This window comes from Variovorax boronicumulans, assembly GCF_009811375.1.
In the GTDB taxonomy this organism is placed as follows: domain Bacteria; phylum Pseudomonadota; class Gammaproteobacteria; order Burkholderiales; family Burkholderiaceae_C; genus Variovorax; species Variovorax boronicumulans.
In genome coordinates, this window is the sequence record NZ_BKDH01000002.1 from 399,220 (window position 1) to 425,534 (window position 26,315).

Below are 26,315 nucleotides of genomic sequence, written 5' to 3' on the forward strand. Positions count from 1 at the left end.
GCGCGACGAGGCAGTATATCTACCGGAGCACTATCACCGGAACGTACCGACCGGCAGAAATTCTCAATCTGAAGAGCACGCGCCGCACACTTTCTGCTAGAACGGTTTCTGGATTTAATGCCGGGAACAGAAGGAGAGAACGCATATGAAGATGACCGCAGGAAGACGAGCTCTTGACAAGATATATAAGAGACGTGATCGATACGACATACCCGAGTGGCAGCGACCGGAAGTATGGAATCCGGAGCGAAAGCAAATGTTAATAGATAGCATTCTTCGCGGGTGGCGACTGCCGAAATTCTATTTCGTCCGCCTCGATGACGATAGTTTTGAAGTTGTTGATGGCCAACAACGTTTGACGGCAATCTTCGAATTTTTCGCAAACGAACTTCAATTGGCGGAAGAAACCTCTCAAGAATTTGGCGGTTCCTTCTACAAAGACCTGAAGCCTAAAATTGCAGACACGTTCGATGACTTTGAGATCGATTTCGATGAAATCGAGGAAGCAAGCGAGGAAGAGTTAAAACAATTTTTTCAACGCCTGCAGCAAGGACTTCCGCTGACCAGCAGCGAAAAACTGAACTCCGTTCATAGTAAGCTTAGAGATTATTGTAGAAATCTTTCAAATCACGCCTTCTTTGCAAATTCAATTTCACTAGCAAACACAAGACTCGCACATTTCGATATCGCAACAAAAGTTGCCGCCATTGAGGTGGAAGGGATCGATTCAGGCCTTCGTTACGACGATATAAAAAAGATATTCGAAACGCAAAAATCCTTCTCACCTACGTCCGCAGTAGCAAAGCGCATACGCGCAGCATTAGATTTTCTAGCACTTGCATTTCCAACCCGAGAACCGGCTCTCAAAAACAGAACCGTAGTCCAGTCAATTATCACCCTTACCTGCCGCCTCATTGAGAGTGGAAAGCCCTCGGTTGATCCACAGACGGTAGCCGAATTCATTCAAACATTTTTAGATCAATTAACCGCACAAGTCGAATTAGGTCAAGAAGCGACAGACTACGACTACATCAGATTTCAAAAATCGGTCAACGCAAATGTGAAGGCTGGCGCTCGTGTGAGACATGAGGTACTTCTGAGAAAGGGGGTTATGCATAGCCCCGAAATGGCAGCCTCATTTGGTCCAACAGCTTTGGCTGCAAGCGGTATCGCGGCCCGTGTAAAAGAGCTTGGCAACAATGTGGCCAGTCATATCACTCGCTTCAACAGTTCGTACTCATCTGTGCATGGAGAAGATCTTTTCAAAGCGACAAACAAAACAAGTCAGGCCTTGCTTAGACTGGGAAAACCCATCAAAGACATCGCAAGCTACACAACTCTAATTGGCGACCTTTATTTCATTTTTCGCGAAAGCGTTGGACAACGCCTAGAAGGACGGATGCCTCAGTCCTTCGTTGACGTAAATGCTCTACGAACTGACCTTCAACATGATGTTGACCACGGAGAAAAGGGCAAAGTTCGAGCTAAAAGAAAGAAGATTGCCACTGCATTTTCTCGCTATTCAGGGACATCCAATCCGCAACTCCTTGATCCAACGAATTTCGTTCTTGTTCAGGCAAATTTGCTCTCAGCTCTTGAGCTTGACCTCAAGAATATGGCTATTCCGTAGTTTTTCTGAGTTCCCAATCTTCCCCGGGTTCAGATAACAACGATTCGAGGGCGGAAATTTATTATTGCTTTCAAAGCAACTATCTTCTTCTTCCAACCCCATTTATCCGCAAAGGTAACCGCAAGACACTCCTCCTCATCCCAGAAGGAGTGCTCTCATGCCAATCGCCCTGCTCGCGCTGACCCTCAGCGCCTTCGCCATCGGAACGACCGAGTTCGTCATCGTTGGCCTCATTCCCACCGTCGCTGCCGACCTCGGCATCGGCCTTCCCTCGGCGGGCCTCTTGGTCAGCCTCTATGCGCTGGGCGTTGCCATTGGCGCGCCGGTGCTCACGGCCCTCACGGGCAAGCTGCCGCGCAAGGCGCTGCTGCTCGGGCTGATGGCGCTGTTCACGGTCGGCAACCTGCTGGCATGGCAGGCGCCCAGCTATGAATCGCTGATTGCCGCCCGCGTGCTCACGGGGCTGGCGCACGGGGTGTTCTTCTCGATCGGCTCGACGATTGCCACCGGCCTGGTGCCGAAGGAAAAGGCGGCGAGCGCCATCGCGATCATGTTCACGGGCCTCACGGTGGCGCTGGTCACGGGCGTGCCGCTGGGCACGTTCATCGGGCAGCACTTCGGCTGGCGCGAGACTTTCCTGGCGGTGTCGGCGTTGGGCGTGATCGCCTTCATCGGCAGCTGGATCTTCGTGCCGGGCAACATCCGCCACACGCCGCCGGCCTCGCTGGCGCAACAAGCCAAGGTGCTGGCCGAGCCGCGCCTGCTGCTGGTGTATGCCAAGACGGCCATCGGCTACGGCGGCTCGTTCATTCCGTTCACGTTCCTGGCGCCGATCCTCACCGACGTGTCGGGCTTCAGCGCCGGCGCGGTGGGCTGGGTGATGCTGGTGTACGGCATCTCGGTGGCGGTGGGCAACATCTGGGGCGGCAAGCTGGCCGACCGCATGGGCCCGATTCCGGCGCTGAAGATCATCTTTGCGCTGCTGGCGGCCGTGCTGCTGGTCTTCAACTTCGCGGCGCCGCACAAGTGGCTGGCGCTGGTGGCAGTGCTGATGTGGGGCGCGGTGGCGTTCGGCAACGTGCCGGGGCTGCAGGTGTACGTGGTGAAGCAGGCCGAACGCTTCACGCCGCAGGCGGTGGACGTGGCCTCGGGCCTGAACATCGCGGCCTTCAACCTGGGCATTGCGGGCGCGGCCTGGGCCGGCGGCCTGATCGTGACGCACCTCGGGCTGATGCACACGCCCTGGATCGGCGCACTCGTCGTGCTGGTGTCGCTGGCCCTCACGCAGTGGAGCGGCTCGCTCGACCGCCGGGCCGGCATTCCGGTGCGCGCCTCGGGGCCGGTGCCGGTCGGGCACTGAGCTTTCCTCTTCTCTTCTTTTTCTTTCTTTGAACACAAGGCACACACACGCCATGAGCACAAACATCAACACCCCCATTCCCGCCTTCGGCCTCGGCACCTTCCGCCTGCAGGGCCAGGTGGTGATCGACTCGGTGAAGAACGGCCTTGACCTGGGCTACCGCACGATCGACACGGCGCAGATCTACGGCAACGAAGCCGAGGTGGGCCAGGCGATTGCCGAAAGCGGCGTGGCCCGCAACGAGCTCTTCATCACCACCAAGATCTGGACCGACCACTACGCGAAGAGCAAGCTGGTGCCCAGCCTGAAAGACAGCCTGGCCAAGCTGCGCACAGACCACGTCGACCTCACGCTGATCCACTGGCCCTCGCCCGCCAACGCGGTGCCGGTGGCGGAGTTCATGGGCGCGCTGGCCGAAGCCAAGGCGCTGGGGCTCACGAAGCAGATCGGCGTGTCGAACTTCAACATCGCGCTGATGCAGGAGGCCATTGCCGCCGTGGGCGCATCGGCCATCGCCACGAACCAGATCGAGCTGCACCCCTACCTGCAGAACCGCAAGGTGGCGGCCTTCGCGCAGAGCCAGGGCATCCGCATCACCTCGTACATGACGCTGGCCTACGGCAAGGTGCTGAACGACCCGGTGATCGGCGCCATTGCCACGGCGCACGGCGCCACGCCCGCGCAGGTGGTGCTGGCCTGGGCGATGCAATTGGGCTACGCGGTGATTCCGTCGTCGACCAAGCGCGCGAACCTCGAAAGCAACCTGAAGGCGCAGCAGCTGACGCTGACCGAGGCCGAGATGGCGCAGATCGCCACGCTCGACCGGGGCGAGCGGCTGACCGATCCGCAAGGGCTGTCGCCGGCGTGGGATTGAGGCGCTGGCGCGGGGCATAGCGCCGCGCGGCAGAATGCAGTGACCCCTCGGGGCGCCTCCACAGGCGCCCTTTTTCTTCTGCTTCTTTTCGCTTGCCAGCCATGACCGACCTCCACACCCGCATCTCCGACAGCTTCAACGCACAGGGCCTGATGGCCACGCTCGGCGCGCGGCTGGTGCATGTGGGCGACGGCGAGGTGCACATCGAGATGCCGTTTTCAAAAGCGCTGTCGCAGCAGCGCGGCTATGTGCATGCGGGCGCGGTGACGAGCATCGTCGACAGCGCCTGCGGCTACGCGGGGCTCACGAAGGCGCCGCAGGGCTGCGACGTGGTGACGGCGGAGTTCAAGATCAACTTCATGCGGCCCGCGCTGGGCGAGCGCTTCCTGGCGGTGGGCCGCGTGCAGAGTTCGGGCAAGCTGCTCGCGGTGTGCACGGGCGAAGTGCGTGCCTTCGCGAAGGCGGGCGACACGGACTACAAGGTGGTGGCGATGATGCAAGCGACCATCGTGAATGTGCCGCAGTGAACGAACGACACCCCGCTTCGCGCGGCTAGCAGCGCGGCGTGGTGGCTTCGCTCTGTTCTTGTTGTTGCTGCTGCTTCTGCTGCTCGGCGATCACCGCACGGCACAGCGCCTGCAGTTCGGCCGCGACGATGTCGGGCGCCTTGCGCAGCTCGGCAATGTCGCGCTCGCCGACGCAGTGGCCTTCGAGGCGCACGTAGATGCGAGTGAAGTTGCCCCCGAGCGCGCGCGCAATGTCGCGCAGGCAATCGGCGACGCTGGCAAAGCCGGTGTGGCTGTACGAGCTGGGCGGGATCACGCCCTTGGAGCGCGGCGCGCGCACGGAATACAGGTACGACGCGCCTTCAGACCGCAGCTCCACCACGGGCTGCAGACCGCGCTGAACGTCGTTGCTTCCTTGCTTTCCTTGCATGGGGCGGAGTGTAAATCTGGCGAAGGCAGAATCTGCCGACCAGGCCGAAGGCCGCTTCGCGAGGGGTGGCTCTTCTTCATTCTTGTCACGGCGACGCGCTCGCATTGCAGCCGCCATTCACACTTTGATCCATGGCCAATCGCTCTTACCTCTACAGCCTCACCAACCGGCCCACGGCGTACACGGACCGGCCCGAAACCATCTCGGGCATCTCCGAATGGAACTACGACATTCCGTTCATGTACCGGCTGCTGATGTCGGGCGATCCGCAGCTGTGCGCGTCGCTGATCTCCGACGGCCTCGACAGCGACGAAGGGGATGAGAAGGTCCGGCTGTACGCGATCAGCGGCCGCTTCGAGCCGGGCTTTGCGCGGGTGAAGCGGCTCATCGACATCATGCGGTACCTGGCGGCGCAGGCGCCGGTGCCTGCGCCCGTAGCAGCGCCCGTCGTGGCCGCGCCGAAGGCCGCGTCGTTCGTCGACCGGCTCAAGGGCTGGTTCTCGCCGTCCGCCGCACCGAAGGCGACTCCGGCGGCTGTCGCACGCGCAGCGGCCACACCCGCGACGGGCTCGACGCAGCTGCCGGGCTGGCTGGACGAGACCCTGGCTTTTCTCGAAGCCCACCGCAACGAGCACCTGCTGCTGGAGACGGTCGAGCTCGACACCATGACCGAATCGGAAGAGGCTCCGCTGCGGGCCTGCGTCGAGAAGGAGCTTGCGCGCTGCCAGCAGGCCGGCGCCGCGCTCGATGCGCTGCCGCAAGACATCGTGGCGGCGGCGCAGTTGCTGCGCGAAGCCGGTGCGAAAAAACAGGCGGCCCCGCTCGATGCGTTCTTCGGGCTGCGCTTCGACGACGACTGCGACAGCACGCGCAGCCGCGCCACGGAATATCCGCTGGGGCTGCAGTGGTACGACGTGCTGTACTTCGGCCTGCTCAACCGCGCCGAGTTCGAAGCCGCGACGCGCGGCGACGCTGCCGCTGCGTAGCGCTTCAGTCGCCGCGCCGCGGCTCGGCCCATGCCGACAGGATGCGCACGGCTTCGGCGTCCATCTTCTGTTCGGCCGGCTGCGCACGCGCGGCCAGCGGTGCGCCGGCTTCGGTGCGCAGCACGTCGACGTCGATGGGGTGGCGCGCCGCCACGGTCACGCCTTGGAATGCCTCGCCCGACTGCGCGAGCGTGGCCGCGTAGTACAGCTGGCCGATGCCCGCGATGTGCATGGCCGCCACGCACATGGCGCAGGGCTCGCACGAGGTGTAGAGCTCGCAGCCCGACAGGTCGACGGTGCCCAGCCGGCGGCAGGCATCGCGAATGGCCTCGACCTCGCCGTGCGAGGTGGGGTCGTGGTGCGCGACGGAGTGGTTGAAGCCCTCGCCCACCACCTCGCCGTTCTTGACGACGACCGCGCCGAAGGGCTCGGTGCCGGGTTCCTGGAGTGCCCGGGCCGAGAGGGCCAGGGCGCGTTGCATGAAGTGTTCTTGGTACATGGGTCGGATCTCCTGGGGTCTCAAGCCTTGCGGGCCTGGTCGATGGGGGACGGCGCGGGCGCAGCCTGCACGCCGAACAGGCCGGCGGTGGCGCTCGCGTAGCGGCGCGGGTCGAAACGCAGCACGGCGGGCAGCAGCAACACGGTGACGGCGGCCAGGTAGGCCCAGGCCATGGTGAAGCCGCCGGTCTGCTCGCGCACCCAGCCGGTGACGAAGGGCGCGAGCGCCGCGATCATGAAGCCCACGCCCTGCATGAAGCCCGCGAGCGCACCAGCCTGCGCGGGGTCGGGCCGGTGGTCGAGCGCGAGCACCATGCACAGCGAGAACGCACCGCCCAAACCGGCGCCGAGCACGACGGCGATGACGGCCGCCGGCACGGGCAGCGCAAGCCCGAGCGCCGCAAAGCCCACGAGCTGCGCCAGCAGCGCGCCGACCAGCCAGCGCCGCAGGTCGCGCTGGCCGCCGCGCCGCGCGAGCGCCGGCAAGGTGAGCGCGCCGACGACCTGCGCCAGCGTCATGAGCGCGAGCACGGCGCCGCCCTGCTGCGCCGTCCAGCCGCGCTCGGCATGGAAGTAATGCGGCAGCCACGCGACGAGGCTGGTGTAGCCGCCGTTGATGAGGCCGAAGCACAGCGCCAGCAGCCACGCGCGGCGGTGGCCGAAGCAGCGCAGCCAGGCGCGGTCGAGCGAGGGGTCGGCGGCGCGCACGGATGACGACGCAGACGGCAGCTGCCGCGCACCGCGCAGCCACGCCACCAGCGCCACGATCGCGAGCACCGCCCACATCGCGAGGCCGGCGTGCCAGTCGAGTTGGGCATCGCCGCCCACGGCGCGCGCGAGCCACGGGCTGGCCATGGCACCGAGCCCGCCGCCGCCCATGATGGCGGCCGAGTAGAGCCCGGTCATGAGACCGAGCCGCGCGGGGTAGGCCTGCTTGACCACGCCGGGCATGAGCGCCTGCACCAGCCCCACGCCCGCGCCCGCGAGCGCGGCGCTCCACAGCAGCGCCGCGGCGCCGCCCGCCACGTAGCGGCCGGCGCAGGCCAGCGCGATGGCGCCGAGCCCGAGCGCGATGCCGCCGCGCGCGCCCAGCCGCTGGCCCACGGCCGCGCCCGACAGCGACACCGCGCCCATCGCGAACATCGGCAGCACGGTGAGCAACGCGACGGCATGGAAGCCGATGCCGGTCGCGGCGCGGATCGGTTCGAGCAAGGGGCTGCTCGACGTGAGAAAGGCGCGCAGGTTGAGCGCCACCAGCACGACCACGCAGGCGAAGAAGACCGGGCCCGCGCCGGTGCGCGGGTTGTCGGAGGCGGAAGAGGCGGCGCGGCTCACGCGGGCACGGCGCCGGGCACGAGCGTGCCGTGGCGCGCGACCACGCGGCCGCCCGACACCACGAGCTTGCGCACGGGGCGGCTCACCACGGCCTGCGCGGGCGTTTGCGCGTCGACCAGCACGAGGTCGGCGCGGCAGCCCACATCGAGCCCGTAGGCCGCGAAGCCGCAGCCGCGCGCGCCGGAATGCGTGACGGTGTCGAGCGCCACGTCGAGCTCGTCGTCGCGGCGCAGGTTGTAGCGCAGGCCGATGAGCATGGCGCGCTCGAGCATGTCGGGGTTGCCGTAGGGCGACCAGGTGTCGCGGATGCCGTCGTTGCCGCCGAGCACGGTGACGCCGGCGGCGCGGCACGCCATGAGCGGCGGCACGTTGCGCGAAGCCGGCGCGCTGGTGATGAGCACCACGCCGAGCTTGGCCATGCGCGCGAGCAGCGCGTCGCGCTCGCGTTCGCTCACGTCGCCCAGGCAGAAGCCGTGGCTGATCGCCACCTGGCCCTGCATGCCGAGCGCCTCGGTGCGCTGCAGGATCAGCTCGAGCGAGAAGGCACCCATGGCGCCGGGCTCGTGCAGGTGGATGTCGACGGGGCGCTGGTGCTTGTGGGCGATGCCGAAGAGCACGTCGAGCGACTTCACGGGGTCGCCGTCGATGGCGCAGGGGTCGAGGCCGCCGAGCACGTCGGCGCCCAGGGCCAGCGACTGGTCGAGCAGCTCGGCCGTGCCGGGACGCCCGAGCAGGCCCGACTGCGGAAAGGCGACGACCTGGATCTGCTGCACCTCGCGCAGCGTCTCGCGCGTGCGCAGCGTGCCTTCGAGGTGGCGCAGGCCGGCCTGGGTGTCGACGTCGACATGCGTGCGCAGGCGCGTGGTGCCAAGCGCGAGAAAGGCCTTGGCCAGCACCAGCGACTGCGCGGCGGCGTCGTGCCCGCTGGCGTGGCGGAAGGCGCGCTCGTTCTCGATCTTGTCGGTGAGGTTCGTGCCGACCTCGTTGCGGTACCAGTCCATGCCCCACATGGTCTTGTCGAGGTGGGTATGGCCTTCGACGAGGCCGGGCAACAGCAAGGCGCCCTCGCCGTCTTCGACGGTGGCGCCGGCCGGTGCGGTCAGCGCCGCGCCGATCTCGGCGATGCGGCCGTCGTGCACGCGCACATCGACAGGAGACGCACCCAGGGGGCGCACGTTGCGGATCAGGAGCTGGGTCATTCGATTTCGTTCGTGGGTCAGGGGCAAGAGAAGACCGGTCAGGCGGGTTGCGCCGCCACGGTGCGCGGCAGCACGCGCGGCGTGACGAGCGCCACCGCCACGAAGACCAGCGCGTTGACCGCCAGCGCCACCAGCCCGGTGTTGAGCGACTTGAAGACCACGGGCGCCGCCGGGAACAGCGTGCCGAGGTTCGCGCCGGTGGTCATCGTGAAGGCCAGCACCGCACCGCCCGCGAGGATGCCCGCAAAGGCGGCGTGCTTGCTGCCGAAGGGTTTCTTCATGAGGCTGAACAGCAGCGAGGGCAGCAGCTGCGTGAGCAGGCTCGACGCGAAGATGGCCACGGCCACGATGGTGGTACCGCCGCGCAGCACGAAGTACACGGCGACCAGCGCGAACACGGGCAGCACGCCGCGCGCCACGCGCGAGACCTGCTTGTCGGTGGCATGGGGCGCGAAGCCTTCCTTGTAGACGTTCTTGCCGATCACGGTGGAAGCGGTGAGCAGGATCATCGAGCCCGGCACCAGCGCGGTGAGCACGCCCGTGCCGCCGATGACGCCGACGAACCACGGGTCGAAGGTGTGCTTCACGAGGCCGAACAGGGCCAGGTCGACCTCGGAGCCCTTGAGCCCCGGCACCTGCAGGATGGCCGCGAAGCCCACCAGGAACAGGAAGGCGATGACCACCTGGTACAGCGGCATCAGGATGGTGTTGCGGCGCACCGCGCTCGCGCTGCGGGCGGCATACACCGAGGTCAGGTTGAACGGGTACAGGTAGTAGCCCAGCGCCGTGAGCAGGATGGTCGAGTTGTACCAGGTGAGGTTCAGGCCCTCTTTCGGAAACTCGAAGAAGCTGGGGTTGGCCGCGTGGATGGCACTGAACATCGGCGTGACGCCGCCGTAGTAATGCCACGGCAGGTACACGCCCAGGAACACGGCGAGCACGAGGATCAGGATGTCCTTCACGATGGCGATGCTGGCCGAGCCGTGGATGCCCGAGAACAGGATGTAGCTCACCATCACCAGCGTGCCGATCCAGATCGCGACCTGCGGCGCGATGGAGCCGTACGAGGCCTCCGACACGATGATGCCCAGCCCGCGCAGCTGGATGGTGAGCAGCGCCACCATGCCCATGAGCGCGACCACCGACACCAGCACGCCGAGCGGGCGGCTGTCGTACTTGTGGGCGAAGAAGTCGGAAAACGACACCAGCTTGTGCGCGGTGGCGTAGCGCCAGATGGCCGGCAGCATCCAGAAGGCCATGAGGTAGGCCAGGCCGCCGTAGGCCAGGATGTAGAAGGCCGGCGAGCCCTTGCTGTACGACCAGCCGCTGGCGCCCAGGAAGGTGAAGGTCGAGAACGACTCGCCCGCCATGAGCAGGAACACCATGATCGTGCCCAGCCCGCGCCCGCCCAGTGCCCATTGCTCCAGGCTCATGGTGCGCCCGCGGCGCGCGAGCACGGCCAGGCCGAGGGCGCCGGCCACGAACAGCGCGATCACGCCGAGTGCGGCGTTCATCGCGCGTCTCCTGCGGCCTGGGCGGCCTGCGCGTCTTGCGCATCGAGGTCGCCCTCGGCGCGGTCGATGACCACCATGACCAGCGAGGTCAGCACCAGCCAGCTCACGTTCCAGACCATCAGGAAGGGCATGCCGAGCACGAAGGTGGGCGCGACGGACGACAGCCATCCCCCGCTGAAGAAGGCGGCGACCGGCAGCAGGGCCAGCCATTTGGCGAGTTTCATGGGATGTCTCTGTGTGTTCGGGTGGTTGGAAATTCGATCTTCTTTTGGTTAACCATTTTATATATTTTGGTTAACCAAACGGCGCGAATGGTACGAAGCCCGGCGGGCCGCGTCAATCCGGGGGCTTTCCCGGAGGTGGCGGGGTGCAGGCAATAATCCGCAGGCCCATGCCTGCCGCCACCCGCCGATCCGCCGCGCCCGCCCCTTCGACTGAACCCATCGAGTCCGCTGACGACACGAACGTGGACGAGCGCGTCTACGCCGCCGTGTCCAAGGCGCTGCTCAGCGGCAAGCTGCGCCCCGGCACGCCGCTGCGCGAGCGTGCGCTGGCCGAGGCGCTGGGCTGCACGCGCGGCGCGGTGCGCAAGGTGCTGGCGCGGCTGGGCTCCGAGAAGCGGCTGGTGCTGGAGCACAACCGCGGCGCCTTCGTGCCCAACCCGTCGATCGACGACATGCGCGGCATCTACCGCGCGCGCCGCATCGTGGAGGCCGGGCTGGTCGCCACGCTGTTCGGTCGGCTGGCGCGCGAGCAGGTGGCCGCGCTGCGCAAGCACGTGCAGGCGGAGCAGAAGGCGTTCAAGGAAGGCCGGCGCGAGGACGCGATCCGCCTGGCCGGCGACTTCCACCTGCTGCTGGCGCAGATGGCGGGCAGCGACGAGCTGCTGTCGTACATCCGGCGACTGATTGCGAACACCGAGCTGTACAAGGCGCTGTACGACTCGGCCGAGGCCGCGAGCTGCGCGCCGCGCGAGCACGAACAGATCATCGAAGCGCTCATGGGCGACTCGCTCGACGCCGCGCTGGCCGTGGCGCTGGAGCACCTGGACGAGCTGGAGCAACGCGTGATCGCAGGGGCGGCGGCGGAGCAGGAAGTCGACCTGGCGGCGCTGCTGAACGGCGCTGCGCCGGCGCGAAGCCACGGGCACGGTCACTGAGGCTTTCGCGCCCACGTTTCGCCCACACTTCGTCCACCAGCGAAGTGTCGAGGGGCCGGTCTCGCGAAGATCGGCGCACCATGCCAACGACCCCGCTCGCCGCCTCAGTCCGACCCCACGCCCCTGCCTTCGAATGGGCGCTGCTCGCGGTGCTCGCGACCTGCTGGGGCGCCTCGTACACCTTCATCAAGCTCGGCGTGGCGACGATCCCGCCGGTCACGCTGATCGCGGCACGCACCCTGATCGCCGGGTTGCTGCTGCTCGCGGTGCTGCGCCTGCGCGGCGTGCGCTTGCCGAAAGATGGCGCGACATGGCGGCGCTTCGTGCTGCAGGCTGGTCTGAACAGCGTGCTGCCGTTCACGCTGATCGCGTGGGCCGAACGCAGCGTGGATGCGGGGCTGGCAACCATCCTCAACTCGACCTCGCCGATCTTCATCTTCCTGCTGGGGTGGGGCCTGGGCGGGGCGGGCAAGCCCACGTTGCAGCGCCTCTTCGGCGTGGGAGCGGGGCTGGCGGGCATCTGCCTGATCGTGGGCTTCGAGGCGCTGCAGGGGCTGGGGCATTCGCTGCTGGCACAGCTGGCGCTGGTGGTGGCCGCTGTCTGCTACGGCTGCGCCGCGATGTTCGGCCGCGTGTTCAAGGGCCTGGACCCGATGGTGCCCGCGGCCGGTTCGCTGCTGAGCGGCGCAGCCCTGCTCGTGCCCGCGAGCCTGGCGATCGACAGGCCCTGGACGCTCGCCCCCTCCGCCGCCTCGATGCTCGCCGTGCTGGCGCTGGCGGTGCTCTCCACGGCGCTGGCCTTCACGATCTACTTCCGGCTGATCAAGACGCTGGGGCCGATGTCGACCTCGGCGCAGGCTTATCTGCGCGTGCCCATCGGCGTGACGATCGGTGTGGTGTTTCTGGGTGAGACGCTGGCGGCCACGGCATGGATCGGGCTGGCCTGCGTGGTGGTGGGCGTGGTCGCGATGACGCTGCCCGACACACAACTTTTGCGCCGGGGCCTTCGTTTTTTACGCGGCTTTTAGACCCGCGCTTCTACGCTGCCGGCTCCTCCATCCGTTAGCGAATTCTTTCGATGAAACACCTCCTTCGCACCGCCTTGCCGGTGCTCGTTCTTCCCACCCTGTTCGCCCTGCCGATGCTCGCCAATGCGCAGCTCACGGGCAACGTGGCGCTGACCACGAACTACAAGTTCCGCGGCCAGGACCAGGACATGCTGGGCAAGAACGACTACGCCAAGACCCGCGGCTTCAAGCCCGCCGTGCAGGGCGGCTTCGACTACGCCTTCGGCGACAGTGGCTTCTACGTCGGCAACTGGAATTCGAGCGTCAACTGGCTCAAGGGCAACAGCCTGGAGAGCGACCTCTACGGCGGCTACAAGTTCAAGGCCGGCCCGCTCGACATGGACGTCGGCGCCCTCACCTATCTGTACCCGGGCAATTCGACGGGCAACACGACGGAGCTGTACGCCAGCGCGGGCTACACCGACGCCACGCTCGGCTCGTTCACGCTGAAGTACTCGCACACGGTGTCGAAGGACTACTTCGGTTATGCCGGCGCCAAGACCGGCTCGGGCCGCACGGGCCGCAACACCGGCTACCTGAACCTGGCCTACAGCAAGGAGATCGTGTCCAAGGTCACGCTGAAGGCGGCCGTGGGCTACACGAACATGTCGAGCGACATCCGCAGCCTGGGCTACAGGAGCTACGTCGACTACAACGTCGGCGCGACCTACGACTTCGGCAGCGGCCTCACGCTCACGGGCTCGGTGCAGGGCGCCAACAAGAAGAGTTCGTACGTTTCAGTGGCCAACCCGGGCATCGAGATCCCCGAGTTCGGCACCTTCGGCCAGACGACCTACTCGCCGAACAAGGCGCGCTTCATCCTCACGCTGACCAAGACGCTCTGATCAGTCGATGCTGATGTTCGCCGCCTTGGCGACTTCGGCCCACTTCACGCGGTTGGCGTGCACGGTCTTCTTGAACTGCGCGGGCGACTCGATGCGCACGGTGTTGCCCTGGCTCTCGAAGCGCTCGCGGATCTCGGGCTGCTCGAGCACGGTCTTCACGGCGGCGTTGAGCTTGTCGACGATATGGGCGTCGGTGCCCTTGGGCGCGAAGATGCCGAACCAGATGGCGCTGTCGAAGCCCTTGGTACCGGGCAGGCCGCTGGAGGCGATGGTCGGCACCTCCTTCACGGCCGGCACCGCCGTGGCGGTGGTCACGCCCAGCAGGCGCACCTTGCCGGCCTTGTAGTGCGGCAGCACGGTCTGTACCTGGTTCATGATGCAGCAGGTCTCGCCGCGCACCACCGAGGTGATGGCCTCGGGGCCGCCCTTGTAGGGCACGTGGACCATGTTCAGGCCCAGGCGCGAGTTGAACTCGGCAAAGGCCATGTGCGTGCCCGCGCCGTTGCCGGTGGAGGCGTAGTTGTACTTGCCGGGGTTGGCCTTCACCAGCTCGACGAACTCCTTGAGCGTGCGCACGTTGATCACGTCGGGGTTGATGGTGAGCACGTTCGACACGTCGAGCACGGGCGCCACGGGCACGAAGTCGGCCTCCACGTCGAAGGGCAGCTTCTTGTAGAGCGCCGCATTGCTGCCGTGCGTGGCGGCGGTGCCGAACGAGAGCGTGTAGCCGTCGGGCTTGGCATGGGCGACGTACTCGCTGGCGATGTTGCCGGCGGCGCCCGACTTGTAGTCGATGATCACGGGCTTGCCGAGCTGGCGCGACAGCGGCTCCTGGATGGCGCGGGCGACCACGTCGACGCCCGAGCCGGCCGGGAAGCCCATGATCAGTGTGACGGGTTGTTGCGGCCAGTCGGGCTGGGCCAGCGCCAGGGTCGATGCGGCGGCGGTGCAGAGCAAGGCGCCAGCGGCCAGCAGGGCGCGACGCGGGAAGGGAGAATGGGCCATGTCGGTCTTTCTTCGAGGCGGACGGTGCAGGCGCCGATTGTGGCGCGCGGCTGATATCTGTTTGCACATGTGCTTATGCACCGCGCCCCTTGCCTCTCCATAATCGCTCCATGGTCCGCCCCACACAACAACTCCACACCCATCGCGAACCGGTGCCCGTGCGCGCCGCCGCCACCGTCCTGCTGCTGCGCGACACCGACACCGGCCTGGAGGTCTTGATGACCCGCCGCTCGGCCACCGCGAGCTTCGCACCCGGTGCCTACGTCTTTCCGGGGGGCCACATCGACGCGGCCGACGCCGCCGCCGCGCGCATCGCGGCACGCCGCGCCACGCAAAGCGACACGCAGCACACGCAGGCCATCGCCGCGATCCGCGAGGCCTTCGAAGAACTCGGCATCCTGCTGGCCCGCCACGCCGACGGCCGCGCGGTGAGCGCCGGCGAGGTCGCCGCCATGGACCGCAACGCCACCGCCGGCACGGCCTTCGCCGACCAGTGCGCCGCGCGCGGCCTGGTGCTGTCGGCCGACCAGGTCTTCACCTTCGCGCACTGGATCACCGACCGCGACCTGCCCAAGCGCTTCGACGTGCCCTTCCTGGTGGCGCGCATGCCCGAGGGCCAGGAGCCCACGGCCGACGAGAGCGAGCAGTTCGAGCCCTGCTGGGTGCGCCCGGCCGACGCGCTGGCGCGCCACGAGGCGGGCAGCTTCTTCATGATCTTCCCGACCATCCGCACGCTGCAGCGCATGGCGGCCTACGCGACGGTCGATGCGGTGCTCGCGGCCTGCGCGCCCGGTGCCGACGGCCAGGAGAAGCCGCTGTGGACCAGCTGCCCGCGCGCCGGCCTGCTCAAGGGCGAGGACGCGCGCTACATGGAACACGAGTCGCCCTTCGGCGAGCTCGCGCTGGTGTGCCCCGACGGCCAGATCGCGCATGCGCTCGACTGGCAGAGCACGCAACCCGTGGCGCTGCTGAGGAACGTGCAGCGCCTCACCGCGCCGAACCCCAGCGCCATGACCGGCCCGGGCACCAACACGTATCTCGTGGGCGACGCGGCCACCGGCTACCTCGTGATCGACCCGGGCCCGAACGACGCGACGCACCTGGCGCGGCTGATGGAAGCCACGCAAGGCGACATCCGCCTGATCGTCTGCACGCATTCGCACGCCGACCACTCGCCGGGCGCCGCGCCACTGCAGGCGCTGTGCGCGGCGGGGCGCAAGCCGCCGATCCTCGGGCTGTCGTCCGCGCCCACGGCCCGCTCCACCGCGCGCTTCAGTGCCGAGCGCGAGCTGGCCGACGGCGAACGGCTGGAGCTCTCGGGCACCGCGCCCGACGGCACGCCGCTCACGCACACGCTGCGCGCCATCCACACGCCCGGCCACGCGGCCAATCACCTGTGCCTGGTGCTCGAAGAAGACGGCCTGCTGTTCTCGGGCGACCACATCCTCAACGGCAGCACGACGGTGGTCGATCCGCCGGACGGCGACATGACGGCGTACCTCGATTCGCTCGACAAGCTCGACGCGGCCTGCGCGGCCGGCGGCATCGACTTCATCCTGCCGGCGCACGGCTACGTGATCGGCTTTGCGCGCACCGCCATCGCGCACCTGAAGGCGCACCGCCTCAAGCGCGAGGCCAAGATCGCCGCCGCGATGCAGCGGCTGCCCGACGGCACGCCCGAGCAGTGGCTGCCGCTCGCCTACGACGACGTGCCCGAGCGCATGTGGCCGGTGGCGGCGCGTTCGCTGGCGGCGCACGTGGCACGCATCCGGCAACTGGCCGACGCGCGATGAACCGCTCGAACCGCCCCTCTGCGCCCGACGACGAAGGCGTGCGCCTGGCCAAGCGCGTGGCCGCGATGGCCCAGGTGTCGCGCCGCGAGGCCGAGCTGCTGATCGAGAACGGCGCGGTGCGCGTGGACGGCGTGCCCGCCCTGCTGCCGCAGTCGCGCGTGCAGCCGCACCAGCAGGTCGAGATCGCCGCCGGTGCGCGGCCCGAGCCCGTGGTGCCGGTGACGATGGTGCTCTACAAGCCCGCCGGCATGCCGACCGACAACGCCCACCAGCTGCTGGTGGCCGCCAACCACCACGAGCCCGAGCGCGAGGGCCAGCGTTTTCTGCCGGCGCATGCGCGCGGCCAGCGCTGCATGACGCCGCTCGAAACTGGCGCCAGCGGCCTCGTGGCCTACACGCAGGAATGGCGCATCGAGCGCAAACTGCAGGAAGACGCGGGCATCCTCGAACACGAAGTGATGGTCGACGTGGCCGGCCCGGTGAGCCCCGAGGTGCTGGCGCGGCTGGAGCGTTCGCCCGCGCGCGTGAGCATCGGCCGGCAGTCGCCCGAGCAGACCGGCCTGCGCTTTGCGCTGAAGGGCGCGCGGCCCGGGCAGATCGCGCACATCTGCGACGGCGTGAACCTGCGCATCGTCGCCATGCGGCGCCTGCGCGTGGGCCGCGTCTCGCTGGCCGGGCTGCAGCCGGGCCAGTGGCGCTACCTGGCACCGAACGAGCGTTTTTGAAAGCGGCTTGAGGACGACGAGGCAGCACCGCAAACTGCCACCTGAAGACAGCGGCCCCGCGCCGCACACGGGAGATACCAGCACCATGAAGTTCGGCACACCGATCCGCACCCTGGCCTGCACCCTGCCCCTGACGCTGCTGGCGGGCTGCAGCTACCTCACGGCCTTGCTGTTCCCCGACGCGCCGGTCGGTTCGCCGACCGAAGCGACAACAGCCGCCCCACCCGCCGTGGTTTCCAAGGACGGCCTCGCACCGATCACCGCGGTGCAGGTGGAGCGCATCCGCGAAGCCGTCGGCGGCAAGCCCCCGAGCCCCGCGGTGGGCAAGGTGGTGGGGAGCGCGTCGCCGACCATCGAATCCTTCCTGCGCACCGAAGGCTGCATCACGGCGCGCAACGGCGCGGTGCTCAACCCCTTCGCGGCGCCCGGCCGGCTGTTCGACGGCACGGGCTTCCAGGGCGGGCCGATGGCCGAGATGCAGTACCACGACAAGACCGCCTGCGTGACGGTGCAGCGCATCCAGAACTGGAAGCTGGTGTCGCCCCGGCTGCTGCGCTTCGACGTGGTCTACGTGGGCGACGACGGCGAGGAGCGCGCGATCAAGCGCCACGAACTGATGCGCCAGCCCAAGGGCGGCTGGCTGTTCACGCGCTGAGCGTTGCGGCCGGCGAGCGGCACGTGCCGCTCAGCGGACGGTCGTGGCGGGCTTGCCTTGTTGGCTTTGTGCGACCGCGTCATCGGCCGGCTCCCAGCCGCCGCCGAGCGCCATGAACAGCACGACCTGGTCGTCGGCCAGTTGCGCCTCGCTGGCGGCCAGTGCGGCGTCGGCGCCGGCCAATGCGCGCTCGGCGTCGAGCGCGTCGAGGTAGGCGGTGCGGCCGTTGCGGTACAGCTGGCGCGCCTGCGCGGCGACCTTGGCGCTTTCGTCGCGCGAGGCCTGCAGGGCGGTGCGGCGGTCGAGTTCGCGGGCGTAGGTGCCGAGCGCGGTCTCGGTCTCGCGCAGCGCCGTCAGCACGGTGCCGTCGAACTTCGCGAGCGCGGCGCGCGTGCCGGCCTCGGCCTGCGCGATGCGGGCCTGCGCGGCACCGGTGTTGGGCACGGTCCACGAGATCAGCGGGCCCACGCTCCAGGCCAGCGTGTCCTGGCGGCCGAAGCCGGTGGCATGGCCGGCCGACGAGCCCGACAGGCCCAGCGTCACCTTCGGATAGAGGTCGGCCGTGGCCACGCCGATGCGCGCAGTGGAGGCAGCCAGGCTGCGCTCGGCCTGCCGGATGTCGGGCCGGCGGCGCAGCAGCGCGGCGCCGTCGCCCACCGGCAGTGCGCCGGCCACGCGCGGCGGCGTGGTGCAGTCGGCCACCTCGCGCGGAAAATCTTGCGGCAGTGCGCCGGTGAGCGTGGCCAGGCGGTAGAGCGCACCCTGGCGCTGGGCCTTCAGCGGCGGCAGCGCGGCGTCGAGCTGTGCGAGCTGGGCGCGCGCACGGCCGGCGTCGATGGCACCGGCGCGGCCTGCGCGTTGCAGGCGTTCGGTGACGTTCACGGCGTCTTGCTGCAGCGCGACCGACTTCTGCGCGATCTGCAGCCGCAGGCCGGCCGAGCAGGCTTCGGCGTAGGCGCGCGCGGTGCCGGCCGCGACGTTCACGCGCACGAGGTCGAGCGCGGCTTCGGCGGCCTGGCTGCTGGCGGCCGAGGCCTCGATGGCGCGGCGGATCTGGCCGAACAGGTCGACCTGGTACGACAGCGACGCGCCCGCGCTGTAGTTGAAGGTGTTCGGCGGCTCGTAGCCCTTTTGCAGCAGCGACAGGCCCGAGACGTGGCCGAACGACGGCCCGCCGTTCACGCCGATCGTCGGGTACTTGGCGCCGGCCACTTCGGTTTCGATGGCGCGTTCGCGCTCGAGGTTGGCGACGGCCTGGCGCAGGTCGGTGTTGTGCGCGAGCGCCTGGGTGACGAGGCGGTCGAGCAGCGGGTCGTGGTACAGGCGCCACCAGTGCGCGGGCAGCGGCGCAGCATGGGCCGGTGCTTCGGCGAACGGCTTGCCGGCAGCGGGCTGGCTGGCCAGCGCCTCGGGCGGTTGCCGGTAGTCGGGGCCGACCGCCGCGCAGGCCGCGAGCCCGGCCGCGACCGCGAGCGAAGCCATGCGAAAGGCGAAGCGGGTCATGGCGGTCATCCCTTCTTCGGCGTAGCGGCAGCGTGGGCCGCGTCGTGTTCGAGGACCTGCACGGTGACCGTCTGGCCGGCCACGAGGCGCGCGCCTTCGGGCAGCGGGTCGAGCTTCACGCGCACCGGGATGCGCTGCGCCAGCCGCACCCAGTTGAAGGTCGGGTTCACGCTGGGCAGCAGGTTGGCGCTGGTGGAACGGTCGCGGTCGGCGATGCCGGCGGCCACGCTGTCAACCGCGCCTTCGAGCACCGCGCCACCGCCCATCGGCGTCACGCGCACGCGGTCGCCCAGGTGGATGCGCGGCAGTTTCGTTTCTTCGAAGTAGCCCTCGACGTAGAACGACTGCGCATCGACCAGCGCGAGCACCGGCCGGCCGGCGGCGGCGTAGCTGCCCTGGCGCAGGTCGAGGTTGGTGACGAGGCCGTCGGCCGGCGCGCGCACTTCGGCACGCTGAAGGTTCAGGCGCGCCGAATCGAGCGCCACCTCGGCCTGCGCGACGGCGGCCTGCGCCTGCTCGACGCGGGCGCGGGTCTGTTCGCGCGACTCCTTCGACACCAGCTCGTCGAGCCCCGTGTTGCGCGCGTTCTCGCGCTGGGCCTGGGCGCTCACGGCGCGCTGCGCGGCGAGCGCGGCCTGCGCCTGGCGCACGGCGAGGTCGTAGCGCGCGCGGTCCACCTCGAACAGCAGCGTGCCAGCGGCGACCGGCTGGTTGTCGCGGATCGGCACGGCCGTGACGAGGCCCGACACGTCGGGCGCGATCTGGACCACGTTGGCGCGCACGCGGCCGTCGCGCGTCCACGGCGCGAGCTCGTAGTGGTCCCACAGGCGAAAGCCCGCCCAGACGGCGGCGGCCACCACGGCCACGGTGAGGAGAACGCGCAGCAGGCTCTGGGCCCGGGGGTTGTCTGCGAAGGGGTTGGCTTTCATGGAAATCTCTGTGTGGTTTGCGTTGTCATTGCAGGTGCGCCGTGAGGCGGCTCAGGCCGTACAGCAGCAGCAGGTACAGCGCCATGTCGAACAGCGCCGGGTGCCACACCCAGCGGTACAGGCCGGTGGCGGCGAGCAGCCGGCGCACGCCCCACAGGGCGAGCAGCGCGGCGCCGGCCAGCAGCATGAGCCAGGGCACGTAGAGCCCGTAGAAACTGGCTTCGCCGATCATGCGGAAGCTCCTTGCGGTGAAGAGGAAGACACGCCTGCCAGCGAAGGCGGCGCGTCGGGGAACAGGTTGCGGCGCAGGCCGACCAGCGCGGTGACGGCGGCGCGCGACGCGGTGGAGCTGTCGCGCGCGGCGAGCACCGCCGCCAGCGCCTCGTCGATCTGCGGCAGCAGCGCCGCCGGGCGCGGCGCCATGCGGCCTTCACCGCGCTGGCGGAAGAAGCGCGCAATGCCGCCGAGCAGCGCGGCCGAGGTGGCCATCGGCAGCTGGGCGCGCACGCGCTGCAGCACGGCGATGTCGGCGCCCATGCGCAGGTCGCGCAGCGCGTCGTTGGCGGCCACGCCTTCCACGGTGCCGCCGGCCTGCGCGATGCGCGGCGCCAGCAGGCCGATGCGGTCGAGCATGCGCACGGCGTAGGCGTTGCTCTGCGCGTACTGCGGCTGCGTGGAGGCGGCCATGTCGCCGAGTTCGCGCCAGGTGGCGCGCTGGATGCGGCGCGCGCTCCAGTCGGCGCCCACCGAGCGCACCAGCCGCGTGACGCGCGCGGCCATCACCACGCCGACGATCTGGCCGGTCATGCTGTTGATGAAGCTCACGAGGTCGGCACTCGCGGTGTCGTGCATCGCCAGCGTGCCCGACACGCCGAAGACCAGCGCCATCGCGGCCATGAAGTGCGTCGGGCGCGGCAGGTACAGGCCCAGCACCAGGAACAGCGGCGCGCAGACCAGCGCGAGCATGCCGAAGTCCTGCACCGTGGGCATGAGCACGAGCACGTAGACGGCAGAGATGGGAATGGACCACAGCGTCCACTTCAGGAAGCCGTGCATCGCGGGCACGGGGTCGTCCATGGTGGCGAAGAAGCAGCAGAAGACGGCGGCCATCATGGTGGCGGCCGAGCCCATGGTCCAGCCGGTGAGGATCCAGAACGCGCCGCACACGCAGATGGCGATGACGGCGGCCAGCGCCGACAGCAGCGCCATGCCGTGGTCGCGGTGCATCGCGCGCTGGCCCAGCGCGGCCGTGCGGCGCAGCGGCGCGCCGCCCTTCAGGCCTTCGTCGATGTCGCGGCGCAGCCGGGCGCAGGCGGTCCAGCCGTCGACCAGTTCTTCGAGCCGCCCCGCGAGGCCGATGCGCAGCGCGCGGGCCCAGGGCGTGAGCCCCGTGTCTTGTGCGGTGCCCAGCGCGGCGATCGCCTGGCGCAGCGCCTGCAGGCGGGCCGACGCATCGACGGCCGGATCGCTTTCGTCGCGCAGCCATTGCGCGGCCAGCGCGAGCACGGCGGTGACGTCGGGCGCGAGGCGGCCTTCGGCTTGCGCCAGCGCCTGCAGCCGGTCTTCGACGGCCGACAGCGCGGGCGTGAGCGCCGCCACGCGGTCCTGCATGGCGCGGATCGCGCCGGCGGTCCAGCGCAGGTGCGTGGTGTCGAAGGGCACGTGGGTCGAGAGCAGGCGCAGCTGCGTGATGTCGCCCGCGAGGCGGCGGCGGTCGTCGTCCAGGCGCTTCGGGTCGGCGTCCTTGGGGGTGCTGCGGTCGCCGGGCTGGAACAGGTCGCCGAGCCACTGGCGCGCGTCTTTCAGCGTGCGGTCGAGCAGGCCCAGCACGGTGGGCGCGAGCCCCGCGGGCAGCACGAGGCTGTGGACCAGCGTGGCGCAGAAGATGCCCAGGCCGATCTCTTCCACGCGCGCCACGGCGGTGTCGAACAGCACGAGCGGCGTCTGCACCGACGGAAAGCCGATCAGCGCCGCCGTGTAGCCCGCGAGCATGAAGACGTACGAGCGCGGCGTGCGGTCGAGCAGCGACACATACAGGCACAGCCCGACCCACAGCGCGAGCACCAGCGTGAGCAGCTCGGGCGCATTGGACAGCGCGGGCACCATCAGCACGGTGGCGACGCTGCCGATGAGCGTGCCGCAGAAGCGGAACACCGCCTTGGAGCGCACGGCGCCGGCCAGCGGATGGGCGACGACGTAGGTGGTCATGAGCGCCCAGAACGGGCGCGGCAGGCCGGCGCGGCTGGCCAGGTACATCGCCAGCATCGCGGCGGCGAAGCTCTTGACGGAAAAGAGAACTTCCGCGCGGGTGAAGCGCGGCAGGGCCATCGACAGTGCCATTTACTGGCCGCGCCCTTCCTGCTGCAGGCTCTGCATGCCGGAGGCACTGCGGCCGAGCTTGGCCTCGAGCGCGCCGAAGACGCGCAAGGTGGCGGCGATGTCCTCGTCGGGAATGCCTTCGAACAGCGCGGCGCGCATCTGGCGCAGCGCGGCCTCGATGGGCTCGCAGACGGCGCGGCCGGCGGGCGTGAGGTGCAGCGTCTTGGCGCGGCGGTCGGCCGGGTCTTCGCGGCGCTCGACGAAGCCGGCCTCGACCAGCTGGTCGAGCGAGCGCACCAGCGAGGGCCCCTCGATGCCCAGCGCCTCGGCCACCGTGCCCTGGCGCACGCCGTCTTCCATGCGCCCGAGCACCACGACCGGCCAGGCCAGCGTCTGCGACAGGCCCACATGCGCCACCGCCTTGTCGGCCGCCGCGCGGTAGCCGCGCTGGAGCACCGACAGCGAGGTGCCGAGCCGCATCAGCGCGTGTTCGCGCAACGGGGAGATGGGTTCGGTATCGGCCACGGCGTTATCAATTAGTTAGCTTGCTAACAATTGTACGGGTTTCTACCGAGTTCTGCACGCAGCCGCGCACGACGTCAGTGCGCGGCCCAGGGAAAAGGGGGAGAGAAAGAAAAGTGTGAAGCTCGCCGATAAGCCGGATTCTGTGCACCGGAGCCCTCTTGCGAAGACCCCGGCGTGACCGCCATTACTCTGGGCCGTTTGTCGCCAAACGGCTCGATGCCACCTACCCGCCAGCTCAGCGGAACCACCTCAATACTGGCCTACTTGGTGTTGCTGCGCGCAGAGATTGCCCGTTTCACCCGAACTGAATCGGCTCGTCTCTGTTGCTCTGATCCTCACCTCACGGTGGAGAGTCGTTAACTCCTGCGCTGTCCTGTGCAGTCCGGACGTTCCTCCAGTGCGATCTTTCGACCCGATGCTGTTGCCCGAAGGCAGAGCGTCGTCCCTTTCGGGCTTGCACCAGCGGCGGTCTGGCGTGCTTCACAGGTCGATTATCGCCCGCTCCATCAATGACCCTTCAGGCGATGCCGCGCGCCGGCTGTCAGCCGGGCGTTTCGCCGTCGCCGGCCTGCACTAGGCCCAGCTTGCGCAAGGTCCGGTGGAAGTTGCTGCGGTCGATGCCGGCCTCGCGCGCGGCGCTGGCCACGCGGCCGCCGTGGCGGGCGAGCAGTTCCAAGAGCCAGGTCCGCTGGAAGGCCTCGGTCGCCTCGCGCAGCGTGCCGCCAGCGATGGCAGGCCCCGCGTGTTCGTTCGCCGGGGCCTGCACGGGCGCTGCCACGGCGCTTCCCACGACGGCAGCGCTGTCCAGCGCCAGGTGATGCGGTTCGATGGCCGTCCAGCGCGAGCCGCGCGGCTGCTCCCTGAACGCCCGCAGCGAGGCGCGGCTGATCACATGCTCGAGCTCGCGCACGTTGCCCGGCCAGCCGTGCGCCAGCATGGCGGCCTTCGACGCCGGCGAGAGCCGCAGGTTGCGCGCGCCCAGCCGGTGCTGGTTCTCCTCGAGAAAGCTGCCGGCGAGCACGAGCACGTCGCGCCCCCGTTCGCGCAGCGGCGCGACGACCAGCGGATAGACCGACAGCCGGTGGTACAGGTCGGCGCGAAACCGGCCCTGCGCGATCGCCGCGGGCAGGTCGCGGTTGGTGGCCGCGATCACGCGCACATCGACCTTGCGCATGCGGTCGCTGCCGGGGCGCTGCACCTCGCCGCTTTGCAGCACGCGCAACAGCTTGGCCTGCACGCTCAGCGGCAGCTCGCCGACCTCGTCGAGAAAGAGCGTGCCGCCGTCGGCGATCTCGAACTTGCCGTCGCGGTCCTGCACGGCGCCGGTGAACGCGCCGCGCTTGTGGCCGAAGAGTTCGCTGTCGGCCAGCGTCTCGGGCAGCGCCGCGCAGTTGACCTGCACGAGCGGCTGCTCGCTGCGGCGCGAGCGCGCGTGCAGGCGCTGCGCGACCAGGTCCTTGCCGACGCCGGTTTCGCCGAGCAGCAGCACCGTGAGGTCGGACACGGCGACCGTGTCGATCTCGTGGCACAGCTGCTTCATCGCCGGGCTGCTGCCCAGCAGCTCGCGCGGCGCGCCACGCCCCGCACGCAGCGCTTGCGCGACGGCCTGCTCGCGCATGGCGCGCGCCTGCATCTCGCGGATCGTGTGGGCGGCCTCGATGCCGGTTTCGACGAGGGCGATCAGTGCCTCCATCTGCGCCGGGCCCACGGCATCGAAGGCGTGCGGTTCCAGGGCGTCCAGCGTGAGCAGGCCCCAGACGGCGCCGCGCAGGCGCAGCGGCGCGCCCATGCAGTCGTGCACCGGCAGGATGCCCGGCTGGCCGGCAACGAGGCCGTCGTACGGGTCGGGCAGGTTGCTGTCGTGGGCGAAGCGCAGGCCCCGTTCGCTGTCGAGCAGGCGCGCGAAGCGCGGATGGGCGGCCACGGGAAACTGGCGCCCCAGGGTTTCGTCGCTCAGGCCGTCGACCGCGACGGGCTTCAGCACGTCGACGTCGAGCTGCAGCAGCGCGGCGGCATCGCAGCGGACCAGTCCGCGCGCGGCGGCGAGCAGCGATCGGTAGCGGGCGGCCTCGGCTTCGGGCTCGGGTGGTGAGGCCTCGGTGGTCGAATCGACACGCAATGTGGTCATAAGTACAACGCTGGAGTTGTTGTGAATTTGACCACGCCCGGTAAATCCCCAATGACGTCAAGCACTTGCAGAGGCCCTCCGGCTGGCACGGATCGTGAGATGACCAACGCATCTCAACAGAGGAAGCGCCAGACCATGCACCCGCAAACCATCGCCATCGTCAAGTCCACCGTGCCCGCGCTCCAGGCCCACGGCGAGGCCATCACCAGCCACTTCTACAAGATCATGTTCGAGGGCCATCCGCAGGTGAAGGCCTTCTTCAACGAGGCGCACCAGGGCGCCGGCACGCAGGCGCGCGCGCTGGCGGGCGCGGTCATCGCGTACGGCGCGCACATCGACCGGCTCGAAGCGATCGCCGGCGCCCTGCCCCGCATCATCCAGAAGCACGCCGCGCTGGGCGTGCTGCCGGAGCACTACCCGATCGTCGGCCACTACCTGCTGCGCGCCGTGAAGGAGGTGCTCGGCGATGCCGCGACCGACGAGGTGATCGCCGCGTGGGGCGAGGCCTACGAATCGCTGGCGGGCCTGCTCATCGCCGCGGAAGAAGCCGTCTACAGCGCCAATGCGGCGCAACCCGGGGGGTGGCGCGGCACGCGCGAATTCCGCGTGGCCCGGCGCGAAGACGAAAGCGAGGTCATCACCTCGTTCTACCTGGAGCCCGTGGACGGCGGCGCGCTGCTGGCGTTCTCGCCGGGGCAGTACCTCACGCTGGTGCTGGAGATCGACGGCCAGCCGGTGCGGCGCAACTACTCGCTGTCCGACGCGCCGGGCAAGCCGTGGTACCGCATCAGCGTGAAGAAGGAAGAAGGCGGTCGCGCCTCGAACTGGCTGCACGAGGCCGCCGTGATCGGCACGCAGCTGCAGGCGCAGGCACCGTGCGGCGACTTCGTGTTGCAGCCCGCCGGCGAGCAGGCGCGCCCGCTGGTGCTGGTGACGGGCGGCGTGGGCATCACACCCGCGATGAGCATGCTCGAATCGATGGCGCACACGGGCCGGCCGGTTCACTTCGTCCACGCGGCCCGGCACGGCGGCGCGCATGCGTTCCGCGCCCGCGTGGATGCGTTGGCAAAGCGGCATGCGAACGTGAAGCCGCTGTATGTCTACGACGCGCCGCGCGACACCGACACGCCGCACGCGACCGGCTTCGTCACCCGTGAGCTGCTGGCCGGGCTGCTGCCGGAAGACCGTGACGTCGACCTGTACTTTCTCGGACCGAAGCCCTTCATGAAGGCGGTCTATGCCAACGGGCTGGCGCTCGGCGTGCCGAAGCAGCAGCTTCGCTACGAGTTCTTCGGGCCGCTGGAAGCCCTGGAGGCCTGAACCGCAACGG

General features: G+C 68.7%; 25 protein-coding genes and 1 other RNA gene. 12 read left to right on the plus strand and 14 right to left on the minus strand.

The features are described 5' to 3' along the window. Window positions 1–145: 145 nt before the first annotated feature. The 4 genes from VHAB30_RS21700 (at window position 146) to VHAB30_RS21715 (ending at window position 4,391) form a co-directional block, all read left to right on the plus strand. Entirely contained in the window at window positions 146–1,630 is a 1,485-nt protein-coding gene (locus VHAB30_RS21700; protein ID WP_159278577.1) for a DUF262 domain-containing protein, read from the plus strand. A gap of 157 nt (window positions 1,631–1,787) precedes the next feature. After that, complete coding sequence (locus VHAB30_RS21705; protein WP_159278578.1) at window positions 1,788–2,990, plus strand: MFS transporter; 1,203 nt, start codon at window positions 1,788–1,790, stop codon at window positions 2,988–2,990. A gap of 52 nt (window positions 2,991–3,042) precedes the next feature. Further along, entirely contained in the window at window positions 3,043–3,864 is an 822-nt protein-coding gene (dkgB, locus tag VHAB30_RS21710) for a 2,5-didehydrogluconate reductase DkgB (protein ID WP_159278579.1), read from the plus strand. A gap of 101 nt (window positions 3,865–3,965) precedes the next feature. Then, window positions 3,966–4,391: a PaaI family thioesterase gene (locus tag VHAB30_RS21715; protein ID WP_070060148.1), complete on the plus strand. Its 426-nt coding sequence runs from the start codon at window positions 3,966–3,968 to the stop codon at window positions 4,389–4,391. Window positions 4,392–4,416: 25 nt separating this feature from the next. On the opposite strand, the gene VHAB30_RS21720 is transcribed toward VHAB30_RS21715, so the two are convergent. After that, window positions 4,417–4,800: a hypothetical protein gene (locus VHAB30_RS21720; RefSeq protein ID WP_159278580.1), complete on the minus strand. Its 384-nt coding sequence runs from the start codon at window positions 4,798–4,800 to the stop codon at window positions 4,417–4,419. A 131-nt stretch (window positions 4,801–4,931) separates the two neighbouring features. On the opposite strand from VHAB30_RS21720, the gene VHAB30_RS21725 reads away from it, so the two are divergent. Next, the gene (locus VHAB30_RS21725) at window positions 4,932–5,786 is read left to right on the plus strand and encodes a DUF7822 domain-containing protein (RefSeq protein ID WP_159278581.1); all 855 of its coding nucleotides are present in this window, start codon (window positions 4,932–4,934) and stop codon (window positions 5,784–5,786) included. A gap of 4 nt (window positions 5,787–5,790) precedes the next feature. Here VHAB30_RS21725 and VHAB30_RS21730 read toward each other — a convergent pair whose 3' ends face one another. Genes VHAB30_RS21730 through VHAB30_RS21750 form a run of 5 tightly spaced genes read right to left on the minus strand, consistent with a single transcriptional unit; the run spans window position 5,791 to window position 10,556 of the window. After that, window positions 5,791–6,285: a nucleoside deaminase gene (locus tag VHAB30_RS21730; protein ID WP_159278582.1), complete on the minus strand. Its 495-nt coding sequence runs from the start codon at window positions 6,283–6,285 to the stop codon at window positions 5,791–5,793. Between the two features lie 20 nt (window positions 6,286–6,305). Further along, window positions 6,306–7,619: a cyanate transporter gene (locus tag VHAB30_RS21735; protein ID WP_159278583.1), complete on the minus strand. Its 1,314-nt coding sequence runs from the start codon at window positions 7,617–7,619 to the stop codon at window positions 6,306–6,308. Continuing rightward, window positions 7,616–8,818: an amidohydrolase family protein gene (locus VHAB30_RS21740; RefSeq protein WP_159278584.1), complete on the minus strand. Its 1,203-nt coding sequence runs from the start codon at window positions 8,816–8,818 to the stop codon at window positions 7,616–7,618. Before VHAB30_RS21740 ends, VHAB30_RS21735 begins: the two co-directional genes overlap by 4 nt. A 38-nt stretch (window positions 8,819–8,856) precedes the next feature. Then, window positions 8,857–10,332 carry a sodium:solute symporter family protein gene (locus VHAB30_RS21745; protein ID WP_159278585.1) on the minus strand — a complete coding sequence of 492 codons (1,476 nt, stop codon included), beginning with the start codon at window positions 10,330–10,332 and terminating at the stop codon, window positions 8,857–8,859. After that, window positions 10,329–10,556 (minus strand): DUF3311 domain-containing protein, encoded by a 228-nt coding sequence (locus tag VHAB30_RS21750; RefSeq protein ID WP_159273847.1) that lies wholly within the window; start codon window positions 10,554–10,556, stop codon window positions 10,329–10,331. The genes VHAB30_RS21745 and VHAB30_RS21750 overlap by 4 nt, the downstream gene beginning before the upstream one ends. A gap of 167 nt (window positions 10,557–10,723) precedes the next feature. Between VHAB30_RS21750 and VHAB30_RS21755 the strand changes: the two genes are divergently transcribed. The 3 genes from VHAB30_RS21755 to VHAB30_RS21765 all read left to right on the plus strand — a co-directional run bounded on the left by VHAB30_RS21755 (window position 10,724) and on the right by VHAB30_RS21765 (window position 13,403). Further along, window positions 10,724–11,491, plus strand: a complete 768-nt coding sequence (locus VHAB30_RS21755) for a GntR family transcriptional regulator (RefSeq protein ID WP_159278586.1) — start codon at window positions 10,724–10,726, stop codon at window positions 11,489–11,491. Window positions 11,492–11,571: 80 nt separating this feature from the next. Then, window positions 11,572–12,519: a DMT family transporter gene (locus VHAB30_RS21760; RefSeq protein ID WP_159278587.1), complete on the plus strand. Its 948-nt coding sequence runs from the start codon at window positions 11,572–11,574 to the stop codon at window positions 12,517–12,519. Window positions 12,520–12,569: 50 nt separating this feature from the next. Further along, window positions 12,570–13,403 (plus strand): TorF family putative porin, encoded by an 834-nt coding sequence (locus VHAB30_RS21765; protein WP_159278588.1) that lies wholly within the window; start codon window positions 12,570–12,572, stop codon window positions 13,401–13,403. Here VHAB30_RS21765 and VHAB30_RS21770 read toward each other — a convergent pair whose 3' ends face one another. Further along, the gene (locus VHAB30_RS21770) at window positions 13,404–14,408 is read right to left on the minus strand and encodes a Bug family tripartite tricarboxylate transporter substrate binding protein (protein WP_095743580.1); all 1,005 of its coding nucleotides are present in this window, start codon (window positions 14,406–14,408) and stop codon (window positions 13,404–13,406) included. Window positions 14,409–14,518: 110 nt separating this feature from the next. On the opposite strand from VHAB30_RS21770, the gene VHAB30_RS21775 reads away from it, so the two are divergent. The 3 genes from VHAB30_RS21775 to VHAB30_RS21785 all read left to right on the plus strand — a co-directional run bounded on the left by VHAB30_RS21775 (window position 14,519) and on the right by VHAB30_RS21785 (window position 17,581). Then, window positions 14,519–16,201 carry an MBL fold metallo-hydrolase gene (locus tag VHAB30_RS21775; RefSeq protein ID WP_159278589.1) on the plus strand — a complete coding sequence of 561 codons (1,683 nt, stop codon included), beginning with the start codon at window positions 14,519–14,521 and terminating at the stop codon, window positions 16,199–16,201. Further along, window positions 16,198–16,926 (plus strand): RNA pseudouridine synthase, encoded by a 729-nt coding sequence (locus tag VHAB30_RS21780; RefSeq protein ID WP_159278590.1) that lies wholly within the window; start codon window positions 16,198–16,200, stop codon window positions 16,924–16,926. Before VHAB30_RS21775 ends, VHAB30_RS21780 begins: the two co-directional genes overlap by 4 nt. An 85-nt stretch (window positions 16,927–17,011) precedes the next feature. Beyond that, window positions 17,012–17,581, plus strand: coding sequence for a hypothetical protein (locus VHAB30_RS21785; RefSeq protein ID WP_159278591.1), 570 nt, complete (start codon window positions 17,012–17,014; stop codon window positions 17,579–17,581). A gap of 30 nt (window positions 17,582–17,611) precedes the next feature. Here the strand turns inward: VHAB30_RS21785 and VHAB30_RS21790 are convergent, their stop codons facing one another. The 7 genes from VHAB30_RS21790 to norR form a co-directional block, all read right to left on the minus strand. Beyond that, on the minus strand, window positions 17,612–19,093 hold the full coding sequence (locus VHAB30_RS21790) for an efflux transporter outer membrane subunit (protein ID WP_159278592.1): 1,482 nt from the start codon (window positions 19,091–19,093) through the stop codon (window positions 17,612–17,614). Further along, window positions 19,090–20,013 (minus strand): efflux RND transporter periplasmic adaptor subunit, encoded by a 924-nt coding sequence (locus VHAB30_RS21795; protein WP_095743575.1) that lies wholly within the window; start codon window positions 20,011–20,013, stop codon window positions 19,090–19,092. Before VHAB30_RS21795 ends, VHAB30_RS21790 begins: the two co-directional genes overlap by 4 nt. A 25-nt stretch (window positions 20,014–20,038) precedes the next feature. Continuing rightward, window positions 20,039–20,245, minus strand: a complete 207-nt coding sequence (locus VHAB30_RS21800; RefSeq protein ID WP_062483051.1) for a DUF1656 domain-containing protein — start codon at window positions 20,243–20,245, stop codon at window positions 20,039–20,041. Further along, window positions 20,242–22,353 (minus strand): FUSC family protein, encoded by a 2,112-nt coding sequence (locus tag VHAB30_RS21805; RefSeq protein WP_235926885.1) that lies wholly within the window; start codon window positions 22,351–22,353, stop codon window positions 20,242–20,244. The genes VHAB30_RS21800 and VHAB30_RS21805 overlap by 4 nt, the downstream gene beginning before the upstream one ends. After that, on the minus strand, window positions 22,354–22,812 hold the full coding sequence (locus tag VHAB30_RS21810; protein ID WP_159278687.1) for a MarR family winged helix-turn-helix transcriptional regulator: 459 nt from the start codon (window positions 22,810–22,812) through the stop codon (window positions 22,354–22,356). A 158-nt stretch (window positions 22,813–22,970) separates the two neighbouring features. Then, an RNA gene (gene rnpB / locus VHAB30_RS21815) (RNase P RNA component class A) lies at window positions 22,971–23,339 on the minus strand. A gap of 59 nt (window positions 23,340–23,398) precedes the next feature. Continuing rightward, on the minus strand, window positions 23,399–24,985 hold the full coding sequence (norR, locus tag VHAB30_RS21820; protein WP_159278593.1) for a nitric oxide reductase transcriptional regulator NorR: 1,587 nt from the start codon (window positions 24,983–24,985) through the stop codon (window positions 23,399–23,401). A 135-nt stretch (window positions 24,986–25,120) separates the two neighbouring features. Between norR and hmpA the strand changes: the two genes are divergently transcribed. Beyond that, a complete protein-coding gene (hmpA, locus tag VHAB30_RS21825) occupies window positions 25,121–26,305 on the plus strand; it encodes an NO-inducible flavohemoprotein (protein ID WP_159278594.1) in 1,185 nt (394 codons plus the stop codon). Window positions 26,306–26,315: the final 10 nt, after the last annotated feature.

Coding starts and splice junctions, on each gene's coding strand:
- VHAB30_RS21700 (WP_159278577.1), top strand. CDS start 146: ATGAAGATGACCGCAGGAAGACGAGCTCTTGACAAGATATATAAGAGA.
- VHAB30_RS21705 (WP_159278578.1), top strand. CDS start 1,788: ATGCCAATCGCCCTGCTCGCGCTGACCCTCAGCGCCTTCGCCATCGGA.
- dkgB (WP_159278579.1), top strand. CDS start 3,043: ATGAGCACAAACATCAACACCCCCATTCCCGCCTTCGGCCTCGGCACC.
- VHAB30_RS21715 (WP_070060148.1), top strand. CDS start 3,966: ATGACCGACCTCCACACCCGCATCTCCGACAGCTTCAACGCACAGGGC.
- VHAB30_RS21720 (WP_159278580.1), bottom strand. CDS start 4,800: ATGCAAGGAAAGCAAGGAAGCAACGACGTTCAGCGCGGTCTGCAGCCC.
- VHAB30_RS21725 (WP_159278581.1), top strand. CDS start 4,932: ATGGCCAATCGCTCTTACCTCTACAGCCTCACCAACCGGCCCACGGCG.
- VHAB30_RS21730 (WP_159278582.1), bottom strand. CDS start 6,285: ATGTACCAAGAACACTTCATGCAACGCGCCCTGGCCCTCTCGGCCCGG.
- VHAB30_RS21740 (WP_159278584.1), bottom strand. CDS start 8,818: ATGACCCAGCTCCTGATCCGCAACGTGCGCCCCCTGGGTGCGTCTCCT.
- VHAB30_RS21745 (WP_159278585.1), bottom strand. CDS start 10,332: ATGAACGCCGCACTCGGCGTGATCGCGCTGTTCGTGGCCGGCGCCCTC.
- VHAB30_RS21750 (WP_159273847.1), bottom strand. CDS start 10,556: ATGAAACTCGCCAAATGGCTGGCCCTGCTGCCGGTCGCCGCCTTCTTC.
- VHAB30_RS21755 (WP_159278586.1), top strand. CDS start 10,724: ATGCCTGCCGCCACCCGCCGATCCGCCGCGCCCGCCCCTTCGACTGAA.
- VHAB30_RS21760 (WP_159278587.1), top strand. CDS start 11,572: ATGCCAACGACCCCGCTCGCCGCCTCAGTCCGACCCCACGCCCCTGCC.
- VHAB30_RS21765 (WP_159278588.1), top strand. CDS start 12,570: ATGAAACACCTCCTTCGCACCGCCTTGCCGGTGCTCGTTCTTCCCACC.
- VHAB30_RS21770 (WP_095743580.1), bottom strand. CDS start 14,408: ATGGCCCATTCTCCCTTCCCGCGTCGCGCCCTGCTGGCCGCTGGCGCC.
- VHAB30_RS21775 (WP_159278589.1), top strand. CDS start 14,519: ATGGTCCGCCCCACACAACAACTCCACACCCATCGCGAACCGGTGCCC.
- VHAB30_RS21780 (WP_159278590.1), top strand. CDS start 16,198: ATGAACCGCTCGAACCGCCCCTCTGCGCCCGACGACGAAGGCGTGCGC.
- VHAB30_RS21785 (WP_159278591.1), top strand. CDS start 17,012: ATGAAGTTCGGCACACCGATCCGCACCCTGGCCTGCACCCTGCCCCTG.
- VHAB30_RS21790 (WP_159278592.1), bottom strand. CDS start 19,093: ATGACCGCCATGACCCGCTTCGCCTTTCGCATGGCTTCGCTCGCGGTC.
- VHAB30_RS21795 (WP_095743575.1), bottom strand. CDS start 20,013: ATGAAAGCCAACCCCTTCGCAGACAACCCCCGGGCCCAGAGCCTGCTG.
- VHAB30_RS21800 (WP_062483051.1), bottom strand. CDS start 20,245: ATGATCGGCGAAGCCAGTTTCTACGGGCTCTACGTGCCCTGGCTCATG.
- VHAB30_RS21805 (WP_235926885.1), bottom strand. CDS start 22,353: ATGGCACTGTCGATGGCCCTGCCGCGCTTCACCCGCGCGGAAGTTCTC.
- VHAB30_RS21810 (WP_159278687.1), bottom strand. CDS start 22,812: ATGCGGCTCGGCACCTCGCTGTCGGTGCTCCAGCGCGGCTACCGCGCG.
- norR (WP_159278593.1), bottom strand. CDS start 24,985: ATGACCACATTGCGTGTCGATTCGACCACCGAGGCCTCACCACCCGAG.
- hmpA (WP_159278594.1), top strand. CDS start 25,121: ATGCACCCGCAAACCATCGCCATCGTCAAGTCCACCGTGCCCGCGCTC.